The 14,980-nt window shown below is 71.6% G+C and carries 12 protein-coding genes; all 12 read left to right on the top strand.

Annotated features, from left to right (window positions below; genetic code table 11):
• Nucleotides 1–15 precede the first annotated feature (15 nt).
• On the top strand, nucleotides 16–1,077 hold the full coding sequence (locus ABT070_RS32485) for a substrate-binding domain-containing protein (RefSeq protein ID WP_351765884.1): 1,062 nt from the start codon (nucleotides 16–18) through the stop codon (nucleotides 1,075–1,077).
• A 326-nt stretch (nucleotides 1,078–1,403) separates the two neighbouring features.
• Nucleotides 1,404–2,612 carry a Gfo/Idh/MocA family protein gene (locus ABT070_RS32480; protein ID WP_351765882.1) on the top strand — a complete coding sequence of 403 codons (1,209 nt, stop codon included), beginning with the start codon at nucleotides 1,404–1,406 and terminating at the stop codon, nucleotides 2,610–2,612.
• A 21-nt stretch (nucleotides 2,613–2,633) separates the two neighbouring features.
• The gene (locus ABT070_RS32475; protein ID WP_351765880.1) at nucleotides 2,634–3,632 is read left to right on the top strand and encodes a sugar phosphate isomerase/epimerase family protein; all 999 of its coding nucleotides are present in this window, start codon (nucleotides 2,634–2,636) and stop codon (nucleotides 3,630–3,632) included.
• Between the two features lie 130 nt (nucleotides 3,633–3,762).
• The gene (locus ABT070_RS32470) at nucleotides 3,763–6,261 is read left to right on the top strand and encodes a carbohydrate-binding protein (RefSeq protein ID WP_351765878.1); all 2,499 of its coding nucleotides are present in this window, start codon (nucleotides 3,763–3,765) and stop codon (nucleotides 6,259–6,261) included.
• A 14-nt stretch (nucleotides 6,262–6,275) separates the two neighbouring features.
• A complete protein-coding gene (locus ABT070_RS32465) occupies nucleotides 6,276–7,628 on the top strand; it encodes a ThuA domain-containing protein (protein WP_351765877.1) in 1,353 nt (450 codons plus the stop codon).
• 248 nt (nucleotides 7,629–7,876) lie between these two features.
• Nucleotides 7,877–9,151, top strand: coding sequence for an inositol-3-phosphate synthase (locus ABT070_RS32460; protein WP_351765876.1), 1,275 nt, complete (start codon nucleotides 7,877–7,879; stop codon nucleotides 9,149–9,151).
• A 161-nt stretch (nucleotides 9,152–9,312) separates the two neighbouring features.
• Nucleotides 9,313–10,455: an SCO3242 family prenyltransferase gene (locus ABT070_RS32455; protein WP_351766073.1), complete on the top strand. Its 1,143-nt coding sequence runs from the start codon at nucleotides 9,313–9,315 to the stop codon at nucleotides 10,453–10,455.
• 119 nt (nucleotides 10,456–10,574) lie between these two features.
• Nucleotides 10,575–11,690 (top strand): sugar phosphate isomerase/epimerase family protein, encoded by a 1,116-nt coding sequence (locus tag ABT070_RS32450; RefSeq protein ID WP_351765875.1) that lies wholly within the window; start codon nucleotides 10,575–10,577, stop codon nucleotides 11,688–11,690.
• On the top strand, nucleotides 11,687–12,514 hold the full coding sequence (locus tag ABT070_RS32445; RefSeq protein WP_351765874.1) for an EboA domain-containing protein: 828 nt from the start codon (nucleotides 11,687–11,689) through the stop codon (nucleotides 12,512–12,514). Before ABT070_RS32450 ends, ABT070_RS32445 begins: the two co-directional genes overlap by 4 nt.
• Nucleotides 12,514–13,362, top strand: a complete 849-nt coding sequence (locus ABT070_RS32440; RefSeq protein ID WP_351765873.1) for a TatD family hydrolase — start codon at nucleotides 12,514–12,516, stop codon at nucleotides 13,360–13,362. Before ABT070_RS32445 ends, ABT070_RS32440 begins: the two co-directional genes overlap by 1 nt.
• Before the next feature lie 3 nt (nucleotides 13,363–13,365).
• Entirely contained in the window at nucleotides 13,366–14,535 is a 1,170-nt protein-coding gene (gene eboE / locus ABT070_RS32435) for a metabolite traffic protein EboE (RefSeq protein ID WP_351765872.1), read from the top strand.
• A partial coding sequence (locus tag ABT070_RS32430; RefSeq protein ID WP_351765870.1) for an alkaline phosphatase family protein occupies nucleotides 14,532–14,980 on the top strand: 449 nt, incomplete at its 3' end. The genes eboE and ABT070_RS32430, both read left to right, overlap by 4 nt.

The following is a 14,980-nucleotide window of genomic DNA, read 5'->3' as shown; positions in this document are numbered from 1 at the left end:
AAAGGGTTCACCGTCATGCCAGAGCCGACACCGTTCACGAACCGCTTCACCAGTCGCAGAGGAATGCTCTTCGGGGCCGCCGCCGTCTCGGCCGGCACCCTCCTCGTGGGTTGCACCAGCAACGACTCCAAGGATGAGGAGCCGGCCGCGAACGACCGGCCGGCCGCCGACGACAAGCCCGGCAAGCAGGTCACCATCGGCTTCGCCGGACCGCAGGCCGACCACGGCTGGCTCAACGCCATCAACGACAACGCGGAGAGCCGCGCGAAGAAGTACTCCGACGTGACGCTGGAGATCACCGAGGGCTCGAACGACACCGCCCAGCAGATCGGCCAGATCGAGACCCTCATCAACAAGAAGGTCGACGTCCTGGTCGTCCTGCCCGCCGACGGCAAGGCCCTCACCCAGGTCGGCCTGAAGGCCATGCGCGCCGGCATCCCCGTAGTCAACCTCGACCGGATCTTCAACACGCCCCAGGCGTACCGGTGTTGGGTCGGTGGCGACAACTACGGAATGGGTCTCAGCGCCGGGCACTACATCGGGGAGAAACTCAAGGGCACGTCCGACGCCCGTGTGATCGAGCTGGCCGGGCTGGACAACCTGGAGCTCACCAAGCAGCGCACCCAGGGCTTCGACGACGCCCTGAAGAACTACCCCAACATCAAGAAGGTCGCCCGGCAGGCCGCCGAGTTCACGGTCGAGTCGGGGCAGGCCAAGATGGCCCAACTGCTCCAGGCGCAGCCCAAGTTCGACGCGCTGTGGAACCACGACGACGACCAGGGCGTGGGCGCGCTGCGCGCCATCGAACAGGCCGGACGTGACGACTTCCTGATGGTCGGCGGCGCGGGTGCCCTTGCCGCCTTCCAGGCGATCAAGCAGGACAACGGAGTCCTGAAGGCAACCGTTCTCTACCCGCCGACCATGGCCGCCTCCGCCATCGACCTCGCCCGCGCGCTAGGCCAGGGCAAGGGCGTCGGCGGTCTCGCCGAGTACGAGATCCCCGCCTCGATCACCCTCTACTCGGCGGTCGTCGACAAGACCAACGTCGACCAGTACATGTCCACCGGCTTCAAGTAGGGGCGTGCTCTGTCCGGGGGCGACGGGTGGCCCGAACCGCAGGCGTGGCGCACGAGCCACCGACTTCCGTCCCGCACGCCCCGGCCCTCGACCCCCGGCCCCCGGCTTCCGGCTCCGCGAGGCGCGCTGTCGCAGTCGTCGGCTCGAGAGGGATGGGCTTGCGCCTGCGTGCCCGGGCGAGCCCCGTCCGAGCCGAACCCGTCCGCCGGGCGGGAGCGGCCCGTCCGGCGGCACCGGCTCCCCCTGGGCGTCCGCCGGACGGCCCGGGCCCTCGGGCCCGGCGGCGTCCCACCCCACCGTGCCACGACGACGAGGAGGACAACCGTATGGAACAGCCGCAGCAGTCAGCGGGACCGGAGGCGGGCAAGCAGCCGCTCCGGGTGGGGATGGTCGGTTACGCGTTCATGGGCGCCGCCCACTCCCAGGGCTGGCGCACCGCGGGCCGCGTCTTCGATCTTCCCCGCCGTCCGGTCCTCGCCGTGATCTGCGGCCGCGACCCCTCCGCCGTGCGGGCGGCGGCCGACCGGCACGGCTGGGCGGCGACCGAGACCGACTGGCGTGCTCTGATCGCCCGGGACGACGTCGACCTCGTCGACATCTGCACCCCCGGCGACTCCCACGCCGAGATCGCCGTGGCGGCGCTGGCCGCGGGGAAACACGTCCTCTGCGAGAAGCCCCTCGCGAACACCGTGGAGGAGGCGGAGACCATGCACCGCGCCGCCGAAGCCGCCCACGCACGGGGCCAGGTGGCGATGGTCGGCTTCAACTACCGCAGGGTCCCGGCCACCGCGCTGGCCCGGCGGATGGTGACCGAAGGCCGGCTGGGCACCCTGCGACACGTACGTGTGACGTACCTTCAGGACTGGCTCGTCGACCGCGAGTTCCCGCTGACCTGGCGACTGCGCAGGGATCTGGCCGGCTCCGGCTCGCTCGGCGACCTCGGCGCGCACATCGTGGACCTCGCGCAACACCTGGCGGGGGAGCGGCTCGCGGGAGTCTCCGCGATCACCGAGACCTTCGTACGGCAGCGGCCGTTGCCCGGTGGCCCGACGAGCGGCCTGAGCGCGTCCGCCGCCGACGGCACCGGCACGGTCACCGTCGACGACGCCGCCCTGTTCACCGGCCGCTTCGCCTCCGGCGCGCTCGCGTCCTTCGAGGCGACCCGGTTCGCCACGGGCCGGAAGAACGCCCTGCGCCTCGAACTCAACGGTGAACGGGGCTCGTTGGCCTTCGATCTGGAGCGCCTCAACGAACTCTGGTTCCACGACGCCACCGAACCCGGCACGCATGCCGGCTTCCGCCGCATCCTCGTCACCGAACCCGACCACCCCTACCTGAACGCCTGGTGGCCGCCGGGCCACGGGCTGGGCTACGAGCACACCTTCGTCCACCAGGCCCGCGACCTGGTGCACGCCGTCGCCGAGGGCAGCCGCCCCGAACCCTCCTTCGCCGACGGACTCCAGGTCCAGCGCGTCCTGGCCGCGGTCGAGGAGAGCGCCGAGAAGAACTCCGTCTACACCCCGATAGCGGACTGAGGACCGAGGAGGGCCTGGAGCATGCCGCGTACGTTCACACTCTTCACCGGCCAGTGGGCCGACCTGCCCCTGGAAGAGGTCTGCCGCCTCGCCCGCGACTTCGGTTACGACGGGCTGGAACTCGCTTGCTGGGGCGACCACTTCGAGGTCGACAAGGCACTCGCGGATCCCGGATACGTGGAGTCCCGCCACCAACTCCTCGACAAATACGGGCTGAAGTGCTGGGCCGTCTCCAACCACCTGGTGGGGCAGGCGGTCTGTGACGCCATCATCGACGAACGCCACCGGGCCATCCTGCCCGCCCGCATCTGGGGCGACGGCGAACCGGAGGGCGTCCGGCGGCGAGCAGCCGCCGAGATCGCCGACACCGCCAGGGCCGCGGCCGCCTTCGGCGTCGACACGGTGATCGGCTTCACCGGCTCCGCCATCTGGCATCTGGTCGCCATGTTCCCGCCCGCGCCCGAGTCGATGATCGAGCGGGGCTACGAGGACTTCGCCGAACGCTGGAACCCCATCCTCGACGTCTTCGACGCGCAGGGAGTGCGGTTCGCGCACGAGGTCCACCCCAGCGAGATCGCCTACGACTACTGGACGACCGTACGCACCTTGGACGCGGTCGACCGGCGACCGGCCTTCGGCCTCAACTTCGACCCGAGCCACTTCGTGTGGCAGGACCTCGACCCGGTCGGCTTCCTCTGGGACTTCCGCGACCGCATCTACCACGTGGACTGCAAGGAGGCCCGCAAGCGTCTGGACGGCCGCAACGGACGTCTCGGCTCCCACCTGCCCTGGGGCGACCCGCGTCGCGGCTGGGACTTCGTCTCCGCCGGCCATGGCGACGTCCCCTGGGAGGACGTCTTCCGCATGCTGCGCTCCATCGACTACCAGGGCCCGATCTCCGTGGAGTGGGAGGACGCCGGTATGGACCGGCTCCAGGGCGCTCCCGAGGCCCTGGCCCGCCTCCGGGCCTACGACTTCAGGCCGCCGTCAGCGTCCTTCGACGCGGCGTTCGGCAACTGAGCCGGCCGATCGAACCGAGGCGACCGAGCTCCCCACAGGCTCACCTGACTGTTCATCCGTCACCGGGATGACGGCGCATCCCGGCGTTCGCGCACCCGCCCGTACAACCAGCCCCACTCTGGAGGCATCCGTGCACGGGAACGACCCCACCACCGCCACCCGCAGAGCCGAGACCCACAGACGGCGTCCATCGCTGCGCAGAGCCGTCGCCCTTCTGAGCGGCGCTCTGCTGGCCGGCGCGTCGCTCACCCTCGCCGCACCCCAGGTCGGCGCAGCCGTCGCCGACCCGGTGGCGGCGGCAGCCGGGGACTTTCAGCAGGTCACCCTCGCCAAGGGCGAGGCCGAGGTGGGCGAGCCCATGTCGCTCGCCGTGCTGCCCGACCGCTCCGTCCTGCACACCTCGCGCGACGGCGAACTCCGGCTCACCGACGCCGCGGGCAACACACGACTGGCGGGCAAGCTCGACGTCTACTCCCACGACGAGGAAGGCCTCCAAGGCATAGGAGTGGACCCGGAGTTCGCGGCCAACCGCTACATCTACCTGTACTACGCACCGCCGTTGAACACCCCGGCGGGCGACGCCCCCGAGACCGGGACGGCGGCCGACTTCGCTCCCTTCGACGGTGTCAACCGGCTCTCCCGCTTCGTGCTCGGCACGGACGGGACACTCGACGTCTCGAGCGAGACGAAGATCCTCGACGTACCCGCCTCGCGCGGCCTGTGCTGCCACGTCGGCGGCGACATCGACTTCGACGCGGCGGGGAACCTCTACCTCTCCACCGGCGACGACAGCAACCCCTTCCAGTCGGACGGCTTCACGCCCATCGACGGGCGCGACGACCGCAACCCCGCCTTCGACGCCCGCCGTTCCTCCGGCAACACCAACGACCTGCGCGGCAAGATCCTGCGCATCACGGTGAACGCCGACGGCTCGTACACCGTCCCGGACGGCAATCTGTTCGCGCCCGGCACGGACAGGACGCGGCCCGAGATCTACGCGATGGGTTTCCGCAACCCCTTCCGCTTCAGCGTCGACAAGGCCACCGGCATCCTCTACGTCGGCGACTACGGCCCCGATGCCGGTGCGGCCGACCCGGCACGAGGGCCGGCCGGACAGGTCGAGTTCGCACGTGTCACCGGGCCCGGCAACTTCGGGTGGCCGTTCTGCACCGGCGACAACGATCCCTATGTCGCATACGATTTCGCGACGGGTGTATCCGGCGCGCCCTTCGACTGCGCCGCCCCGAAGAACACCTCACCCCACAACACCGGCCTCACCGACCTCCCTCCGGCCCAGCCCGCGTGGATTCCGTACGACGGCCCGTCCGTACCCGAGTTCGGCGACGGTTCCGAGTCCCCGATGGGCGGTCCCGTCTACCACTACGACGCCTCGCTCGACTCGCCGGTGAAGTTCCCGGAGGCGTACGACGGGAACTTCTTCGCCGGGGAGTTCGGCCGACGCTGGATCAAGCGCGTCGTCAGCGACGCGGGCGGCGCCGTGCAGTCGATCAACGCCGTCCCGTGGACCGGCACCCAGGTGATGGACATGGCGTTCGGGCCGGACGGGGCGCTGTACGTCCTCGACTACGGCACCGCCTGGTTCGGCGGTGACGAGCACTCCGGTCTGTACCGCATCGAGAACGCCACCGACGGCCACTCCCCGGTCGCCCAGGCCGCGGCCGACCGCACCTCGGGACAGGCTCCTCTGAAGGTGCGTTTCTCCTCCGGTGGAACGACCGATCAGGACGGCGACGCGCTCACCTACGCCTGGGACTTCGGCGACGGAGGCACCTCGACGGCGGCCGACCACACGCACAGGTACAAGAAGAACGGCACGTACACCGCGACCCTGACCGCAGAGGACGGCTCCGGCCGTACCGGCAGCGCGAGCGTGCGGATCGTGGTCGGGAACACGGCGCCGAAGGTGGTGCTGGAAGCGCCGAAGGACGGCCAGTTGTTCAGTTTCGGTGACGCGATCCCGTTCAAGGTGAAGGTCACCGACCCGGAGGACGGCAGGGCGATCGACTGCTCCAAGGTCGAGGTCACCTTCATCCTCGGCCACGACAGTCACGGCCACCCGGTGACTTCGGCAAACGGTTGCACGGGCACCCTCCAGACCAGCGCCGACGGCGGCCACGACGAGGACGCCAACATCTTCGGAGTCCTCGACGCCCAGTACACCGACGGCGGAGGCGGCGGCCAGGCCCCGCTCACCTCGCACGACCAGAGCGTCCTTCAGCCCCGCCACCGGCAGGCCGAGCACTTCGGCGACTCGTCCGGCATCACGGTCATCACCAAGGACACCGCCCACGGCGGCAGGACGGTCGGCGACATCGACAACGGCGACTGGATCTCCTTCACGCCGTACGTCCTCGGCAACGCCAAGAAGGTCACGGCACGAGTCTCCTCGGGCGGTGCGGGCGGAACGCTGGAGATCCGCGCCGGATCACCGACCGGCACCCTGCTCGGCAAGGCCACCGTCCCGGTGACCGGCGGCTGGGAGACCTTCCAGGACGTCAGCACCGACCTGTCCCGTGCCCCGCGCGGCACCACCACGCTCCACCTCGTCTTCAAGGGCGGCTCCGGCGCTCTCTTCGACGTGGACGACTTCACCTTCACGACCGGCTGAGAGGAGGGCACGTGATGCGTACAACCCACCGACTGGCCACCGTTGTCGTGGGCGCGGCACTGCTCCTGGGCAGTGTCTCCGGCCCGGCCGCCTCGCACCCCGGAAACAGCGGGAAACGCGTACTGGTCTTCTCCAAGACGGCCGGATTCCGGCACGACTCGATCCCGGACGGCGTCGCCGCGGTGCGGGAGCTCGGCGCCACGGACGGCTTCGGAGTCGACGCCACCGAAGACGCGAGCGCGTTCACGCCGGGGAACCTGCGGCGCTACGACGCCGTCGTCTTCCTCTCGACGACCGGGGATGTCCTGGACGCCGCTCAACAAGCGGCTTTCGAGGGCTACATCCGGCATGGCGGCGGCTATGTGGGGGTCCACGCGGCGGCCGACACCGAGTACGACTGGGAGTTCTACGGCGGCCTCGCCGGAGCCTGGTTCCAGTCGCACCCGGCGATCCAGCCGGCGACGGTCGACGTCGAGGACCGGGCCCACCCGGCGACCTCGGGACTCGCCCGCACCTGGAACCGCACCGACGAGTGGTACAACTACCGCTCCAACCCGCGCGAGCGGGCCCACGTCCTGGCCTCGCTCGACGAGCAGTCGTACTCGGGCGGCACCATGAACGGCGACCATCCGATCGCCTGGTGCCAGAACTACCAGGGCGGCCGCGCCTTCTACACCGGGGGCGGTCACACGAAGGAGTCCTACGCGGATCCGGCGTTCCGCGGACACCTCCTGGGTGGGATACTGTATGCGATCTCCGATGCGCAGGCCGACTGCCGACCGGAGAACGGATACCGTCCACTCTTCGACGGCACGTCCCTGGACGGCTGGCAGCAGGCCGGGCCCGGCTCCTTCACCCTCTCCGACGACGGCACGCTGACGTCGACGGGCGGAATGGGTCTGCTCTGGTACGCCGGCCGGAGCTTCGGGGCGTACTCCGTCAAGCTCGACTGGAGGACCACGGCCGCCGGTCCGGGCGACCTCGGTGACGACAACTCCGGTGTGTTCGTGGGCTTCCCGCCCTCGGACGACCCGTGGTCCGCCGTGAACAACGGCTACGAGATCCAGATCGACGCCACCGACGTCCCGGAGAAGACCACCGGCTCGGTCTACGGCTTCCGGTCCGCCGACCTGAAGAAGCGGGACCGTGCGCTGAACCCGCCGGGGGAGTGGAACACGTACGAGATCCGGGTGGAGGGCGAACGTCTTCGCCTCTGGCTCAACGGCGTGAAGATCAACGACTTCACCAACACCGACCCGGCGCGGAGTCTGCGCGACGGACACATCGGCCTGCAGAACCACGGAGCCGACGACCAGGTGTCCTTCCGCGACGTCCGGATCAAGGAACTGCCCGGCCAGGGCGACTGAACGGCGGCGGGCGGGGGACGCCGGACCCCCGCCCGCCGTCACCACCCACCCGCACCCCTGCCCGCTGCCACCACCCCCACCCATCGCGGCAGCGCGCCGAACTGCCGAGCAGGGCAGACCCGTTCGCCCCTCCCTGCCCCTCCTTCCCCTCCTTCCTCTCCCCTCTCTCTTTCGCTGTCTTCCGCTCTCTTCTGTTCCCTTCCTCCCGCCTCGTTCTCCGGGGTTCGCGCACGACAAGGAGGCTGCCCATGTCCGCGTCCCTTTCCCGTCCCCCGCGCGTCGGCGTCTGGCTGATCGGGGCCCGAGGTTCCGTGGCCACCACCGTGGTCGCGGGATGCGCCGCCGTCACGGCCGGCCTGCACCCGCCGACGGGTCTGGTCACCGAGACGCCCGCCTTCGCCGACAGCGGCCTGCCCACCTTGTCGTCCCTCGTCTTCGGGGGACACGACACAACCGACTGCCCGCTGCCCAAACGCGCCGAGCAACTCGCCGCCGGAGGAGTGCTCCCGGCAGGCCTCCCCGCGGTGGTCGAGGCCGAACTCGTAGCCGCCGAAGGGGAGATCAGGCCCGGAGGCCCGGCTCCGGGAGACACCCGCAGCGACGAGCGGCTGGTCGGCGAGTTCGCCGCCGACATACGCGACTTCGTACGCCGGTGCGGTCTCGCGCGTGCGGTGGTGGTGAACGTGGCCTCGACCGAACCGGCGGCGACCGGCTCGGCGCTGCCGCCGAGCTCCCTCTACGCGGCCGCCGCCCTGCGCGCCGACTGCCCGTACGTCAACTTCACCCCGTCCACGGGATTGCACCACCCGGCGCTGGTCTCCGTGGCGGAGTCGAGCGGGCTGCCGTACGCCGGCCGTGACGGCAAGACCGGGCAGACGCTGCTGCGTTCCGTCCTGGGGCCGATGTTCGCCCAGCGGGCGCTGGCCGTCCGAGCCTGGTCCGGCACCAACCTTCTGGGCGGCGGTGACGGGGCCGCACTGGCCGACCCGGCCGCCGCCGAGGCGAAGAACGCGGGCAAGGAACGCGTCCTCGCCGACACTCTCGGCACCACCCCCGAGGGCCAGGTCCATATCGACGACGTCCCGGTACTGGGGGACTGGAAGACCGCCTGGGACCATGTCGCCTTCGACGGCTTCCTGGGCGCCCGCATGATCCTCCAGACCATCTGGCAGGGCTGCGACTCCGCGCTGGCGGCACCTCTCGTCCTCGACCTGGCCCGCCTCACCGCCCGGGCCCACGAAGTCGGACTGTCCGGCCCGCTCACCGAACTCGCCTTCTTCTTCAAGGACCCCGTCGGCGACGCCTCGTCGGCCTTGGCGGAGCAGCACGCGCAACTGGAGCGGTTCGCTCGCCGACTGAAGGACCACCGGGATGCGGGTGGCGAGGGCGACGGACGTGACGAGGAGGGCGAGAGGGGCGGGACGGGCGAGAGAGGCGAGAGAGGTGAGTGGGGTGAGAGGGGCGAACGAGAAGCGCCTGGGCGGCCCGATCGCGCGACGAGGTCATGCGGGGAGACGGGATGAGCGAGGGCGGGGCGGTGCGTGGAGCTGACGGGCGGACTGACGGGGAGGCGGAGGCGGAGGCCGAGACGGGTGCGTCGGGCGGTGGCGCGGCTGCGGAGACCGGTACGCCGGGCGGGCGGGCGGCTGCCGAGACCGGCACGTCGGGCGGGCCGACGGCTGAGGTGGCAGGTGCCTCGGGGAGGAACCGCGTTCGCGTGCGGGCCTGGGCCGAACTGCTGCGGCTGCCCGCCCTGTTCACGGTGCCCGGCGACGCGCTGGCGGGCGCCGCCGCACTCACCGCGCGCCCCGACCGCCGGACCCTGTTCGCCATCGGCTCCTCCCTCTGCCTCTACGAGGCCGGCATGGTTCTCAACGACTGGGCGGACCGTGCGGAGGACGCCGCCGAACGCCCCCACCGTCCTCTCCCCTCCGGCCGCGTGAGCCCCACCGCCGCTTTCACGGCGGCCTGCGCCTTCACCGTCGCCGGTCTCGCCCTGGCCGGTCGGGCAGGCCGCCCGGCCCTTACGGTCGCGGCTCCGCTCGCGGCCACCGTCTGGTCCTACGACCTGGTCTGGAAGCACACGCCCGCAGGCCCGTTCGCCATGGCCGCCGCCCGCGGCCTGGACCTCCTCCTCGGCGCCGCTGCCACCACAGGACGCGTGCGCCCGGCCCTTCCCTCCGCCGCACTCCTGGCCACGCACACGCTCGCGCTCACGGCCCTGTCCCGCCAGGAGACCCGTGAGGGCACGCCGTCGGCAGCCCTGGCAGCACTGGCCACGACAGGCACACTGACCTGGCTCTTGCAGCGCCGACCGTCCTCCGGACCGCCACCGAACCGACGGTCGACTGACGGGCAGCTACGCAGGCAGCATCGTGGGTGGCCAGGGCCAGGGCCAGGGCCAGGGCCAGGGCCAGGGCCAGGGCCAGGGCCAGGGCCAGGGCCAGGGCCAAGGCCAAGGCCAAGGCCAAGGCCAAGGCCAGGGCCAAGGTCAGGGCCAAGGTCAGGGTCAGGGTCAGGGTCAGGGTCAGAACGAGGGTCGAGGCCAGGACCCCCGTACCGCTCGCCCGCGCCGCTGACCGCCGCGCTCGCCGCCGCTTATGCCGCCGCCACGGCCCGCCCCTACCTGCACGCCTCCCTCAATCCGTCACCTCCGCTGACCCAACAAGCCGTCGGCGCCGGCATCCGCGCCACCATTCCCCTCCAAGCCGCTCTCATCGCCCGCTCCGGAGCAACTGCCACCCCCGCCGCCACGGCCACCGCGCTGCTCACAGCCGCCCTGGCCCCGGTCGCCCGGAGACTCGCGAGGCGGGTGAGCGTCACGTGAACCTCGGACCCACGAGCCGCGAAGGCGTCCCCGAGGGGAAGGCCTCCGTCACGATCACCCCGCACCCCCGCCCGCCCTCGTCCTCGGGCTCGTCCTCGGGCTCACCATCGCCTTCGCCTTTGCCCCCGCTCCGCTTCGGCTATGGCACCAACGGCCTCGCCGATCTCCGCCTCGACGACGCCCTGGCCCTGCTCGCCGACCTCGGCTACGACGGTGTCGGACTGACGCTCGACCACATGCACCTCGACCCGTTCGCCCCGGACCTCGCCGCCCGCACCGGACATCTCGCGCGCCGACTCGACGCACTCGGGCTGGACGTCACCGTCGAGACCGGCGCCCGCTATGTCCTGGACGCGCGCCGCAAGCACGGCCCCTCGCTCCTCGACCCGGAACCGGACGCTCGCGCCCGCCGCGTCGACCTGCTGCTCCGCGCCGTCCAGATCGCCGGTGACCTCGGCGCGCACGCCGTCCACTGCTTCAGCGGGACCCTTCCGCCGGGTACGGCACCGGAGGCCGCATGGCAGCGCCTCGCCGAGACCCTCGCCCCCGTCCTGGACACCGCCGCGTCCGCGGGCATCCCCCTCGCCATCGAACCCGAACCCGGCCACCTCCTGGCGACCCTCGCGGACTTCCACCGCCTCCGCCGGGCCCTGGACGATCCGGCGTCCCTCGGACTCACGCTCGACATCGGCCACTGTCAGTGCCTGGAGCCACTCGCGCCCGCCGACTGCGTGCGCGCCGCGGCCCCCTGGCTGCGACACGTGCAGATCGAGGACATGCGCCGTGATGTCCACGAACACCTTCCGTTCGGGGACGGCGAGATCGACTTCCCGCCCGTCCTCGCCGCTCTGGCCGACACCGGCTACGGCGGGCTGACGGTGGTCGAACTGCCCCGCCACTCCCACGCCGGCCCCCACCACGCCCAAGCATCCCTCCCGTTTCTCCGTCGGGCGGCGGCATCCGCCCAGGTCACCGTCACCGACCACGTCGATCCGCAGTCGCCTTCCTCCACAATCCCGACCGGCGTGCCGACTCCCATCCCGACCGCCGGTCCGACGTCGGTCCCGCCCGGCGTTCCGACCTCAGTTCCGCCCGCCCGCGTTGCCGCAGCTCCTTCCGACCGGCAGCGGGCTCCTGTCCTCGCCCCACTCCCGAGCCGCCCGTCCCGGACGGCGAACCTGCCCGTCGCGCCACCTGGCGAGCCCTCCGCCACCCCGGAAGGGAGCACCCGATGACCCATCCCCACGCCGCCCCGGCGACCCCGGAAGCGGAACGCGAGGGCACCACCCCGGCCCGCACTCCCCTCGACGCCCTGCGCAGCCACCTCGACACCCACCTCGAGGCGTCCGCTCGCGTCTGGTTCCGTCGGGCTCTCGACGACGCCGCCGCCCACCCGGGCACCCATGGCCCCATCTCGGTGTGGGAGTTGCGTCTTGCCGAGGCCGGGCGCCGTTGCGGCAGCCGTTACGCCGACGCCGCCCGCGTGCTCATCCTCCGCGCGGCCCGCGCCGACCCGGCGGCCCTGGCCCGCGTGTACTACCAGGGCACCGCCGAAGAGCGCCGCGCGGTCCTGCACGCGCTGCCCCATCTCGTGTCCGGACCCGACGCCCTCCCGTTGGTCGAGGACGCCCTGCGCACCCATGACACCCGGCTCCTCGCGGCCGCCGTCGGCCCCTACGCCGCCCGTCACCTCGACGCGCACGCCTGGCGCCACGCCGTCCTGAAGTGCCTCTTCGCCGGGGTGCCCGTCGACGAGGTGGCGGGCCTCGAACAGCGCGCTCGCGGCGACGTCGAACTCGCCCGCATGCTCGTCGACTACGCCGCCGAACGCACCACCGCGGGCCGACCCGTACCCCGGGACCTGCGACGCGTCCTGACTCTGACCGATCTGCCCGATCTGCCTGACCTGGCCGATCTGACGGCACCGACGGCTCTGACGGCACCGACGGCTCTGACCTCGACCGACTCGGGCGCACCCGCCCCGGACCTCCACCGCACGGACCCCCCTGGCCCGGACGGTCCCCACCGCCCGGCCCACCCCCACGGCAAGGAGTCCTGATGCGCATCTTCGACCCCCACATCCACATGACCTCGCGCACCACCGACGACTACGAGGCGATGCACGCGGCCGGTGTCCGCGCCGTCGTCGAGCCGTCCTTCTGGCTCGGGCAGCCCCGTACCTCGACCGCCTCCTTCCTCGACTACTTCGACTCCCTTCTCGGCTGGGAACCCTTCCGGGCCGCGCAGTACAGCATCGCCCATCACTGCGCGCTCGCCCTCAACCCCAAGGAGGCCAACGACCCGCGATGTGTCGGGGTCCTGGAGGAGCTGCCGCGCTATCTCGTCAAGGACCACGTCGTGGCCGTCGGTGAGATCGGCTACGACTCGATGACGCCGGCCGAGGACAACGCCCTGGCCGCCCAGCTCCAGCTCGCCGCCGACCACGCCCTGCCGGCCCTGGTGCACACCCCGCACCGCGACAAGCTCGCCGGACTGCGCCGCACACTCGACGTCGTCCGTGAATCCGCCCTGCCCGCGGACCGGGTCCTGCTCGACCACCTCAACGAGAACACCGTGAAGGAGGCGAAGGCCGCCGGCTGCTGGCTGGGCTTCTCCGTCTATCCCGACACCAAGATGGACGAGACCCGCATGATCGGGATCCTCCGTCTGTACGGGCCGGAGAAGGTTCTGGTGAACTCCGCCGCGGACTGGGGCAGGAGCGACCCGCTCAAGACCCGAAGAGTCGCCGACCTGATGCTCGCGGAGGGCTTCACCGAGGACGACGTCGATCTCGTCCTGTGGCGCAACCCGGTCGCCTTCTACGGTCTCAGCGGCCGCCTGGCCCTCGAGGTGATCAGCCCCGATCCCACTCACGAGGGCAATTCCCTCCTGCGCGGCGGGGAGTGACCGATGCGCTTCCGGCACCCCGACGGCACCACCGTTCACCTCGCCTACTGCACCAACGTCCACCCCGCCGAAACCCTCGACGGAGTCCTCACGCAACTCCGCGACCACTGCGAACCCGTGCGGCGCCGCCTCGGCCGCGACCGGCTCGGTGTCGGGCTGTGGCTCGCCAGGGATGCCGCCCGCGCTCTCGACACCGACCCGTCGGCCCTGCGGGGCCTGCGCACCGCACTCGACCGACGTGGCCTCGAGGTCGTCACCCTCAATGGCTTCCCGTACGAGGGGTTCGGTGCCGAGGAGGTCAAGTACCGTGTGTACAAGCCCGATTGGGCGGACGGGGGGCGCCTCGAACACACCACCGCACTGGCCCGTGTCCTCGCCGGACTCCTCCCCGACGACGTCACCGAGGGCACCATCTCCACCCTCCCGCTCGGCTGGCGCACCGACTGGAGCGATGCCCGCGCCGAGACGGCCCACTCCGCTCTGCGCACCCTCGCCGAGCGCCTGGACGCGCTGGAGGAGCTGACCGGCCGCTCCGTCCGGGTCGGTCTGGAACCGGAACCCGGCTGCACCGTCGAGACCACCGCCGACGCCCTCGCCCCGCTCGCGGCCGTAGGGCATCCCCGTATCGGTGTCTGTGTCGACACCTGCCATCTCGCCACCTCCTTCGAAGACCCGCACTCCGCACTGGACGCGCTCGCCGAAGCCCGCGTCCCCGTCGTCAAATCCCAGCTTTCCGCCGCCCTGCACGCCGAACACCCCCGTCTCCCCGCCGTCCGTGAAGCCCTCACCGCGTTCGACGAACCCCGCTTCCTGCACCAGACCCGCACTCTCACCGCCACCGGCCTGCACGGCACCGACGACCTCGGTGAGGCCCTCGCCGGCACCGCTCTGCCCGACACCGGACCTTGGCGCGCCCACTTCCACGTCCCGCTGCACGCGGCCCCCGCCCCGCCCCTCACCTCCACGCTCCCCGTACTCAAGGCCGCGCTGGCCCGCCTGGTCGGGGGCCCGCACCCGCTGACCCGCCACCTCGAGGTCGAGACCTACACCTGGCAGGCCCTCCCGCCCGAGCTGCGGCCCCGCGCCCGAGCCCAGCTCGCCGACGGCATCGCAGCCGAACTCGCCCTGGCACGCGACCTCTTGACCGACCTCGGCCTCAAGGAGCTCCCATGAGCAGCCCGGCATCCGCCGGCACCGGGCCCCAGGACCGGCCCGGACCTCACGCCCAGGTGCCCACCCCCGAGGCTCCTGTACCCCTCCTCGTCCTCGACGTCGTCGGCCTCACCCCCCGGCTGCTCGCTCACATGCCCCACCTCAAGGCCCTCGCGCAGGCGGGTTCCCTCGCACCGCTCGGGACCGTCCTGCCGGCCGTCACCTGTGCGGCGCAGTCCACCTTCCTGACCGGGACGCTTCCGGCGGAGCACGGCATCGTCGGCAACGGCTGGTATTTCCGTGAGCTCGGGGACGTACTGCTGTGGCGGCAGCACAACGGTCTTGTCGCGGGTGACAAGTTGTGGGACGCCGCGCGTCGGGCGTACCCGGGTTATACGGTCGCCAACATCTGCTGGTGGTACGCCATGGGCGCGGACACCGACTACACGGTCACGCCGCGTCCGAT

It is taken from the genome of Streptomyces sp. NPDC002884 (assembly GCF_040295245.1).
Taxonomy (GTDB): Bacteria; Actinomycetota; Actinomycetes; order Streptomycetales; family Streptomycetaceae; genus Streptomyces.
Note: the sequence above shows the minus strand (reverse complement) of the source record. Positions and strands in the feature narration are given on the sequence as shown.

What these genes read in the sequence shown, in the direction of transcription:
- ABT070_RS32485 (WP_351765884.1), top strand. Translation starts at nt 16, where the DNA reads ATGCCAGAGCCGACACCGTTCACGAACCGCTTCACCAGTCGCAGAGGA.
- ABT070_RS32480 (WP_351765882.1), top strand. Translation starts at nt 1,404, where the DNA reads ATGGAACAGCCGCAGCAGTCAGCGGGACCGGAGGCGGGCAAGCAGCCG.
- ABT070_RS32475 (WP_351765880.1), top strand. Translation starts at nt 2,634, where the DNA reads ATGCCGCGTACGTTCACACTCTTCACCGGCCAGTGGGCCGACCTGCCC.
- ABT070_RS32465 (WP_351765877.1), top strand. Translation starts at nt 6,276, where the DNA reads ATGCGTACAACCCACCGACTGGCCACCGTTGTCGTGGGCGCGGCACTG.
- ABT070_RS32460 (WP_351765876.1), top strand. Translation starts at nt 7,877, where the DNA reads ATGTCCGCGTCCCTTTCCCGTCCCCCGCGCGTCGGCGTCTGGCTGATC.
- ABT070_RS32445 (WP_351765874.1), top strand. Translation starts at nt 11,687, where the DNA reads ATGACCCATCCCCACGCCGCCCCGGCGACCCCGGAAGCGGAACGCGAG.
- ABT070_RS32440 (WP_351765873.1), top strand. Translation starts at nt 12,514, where the DNA reads ATGCGCATCTTCGACCCCCACATCCACATGACCTCGCGCACCACCGAC.
- eboE (WP_351765872.1), top strand. Translation starts at nt 13,366, where the DNA reads ATGCGCTTCCGGCACCCCGACGGCACCACCGTTCACCTCGCCTACTGC.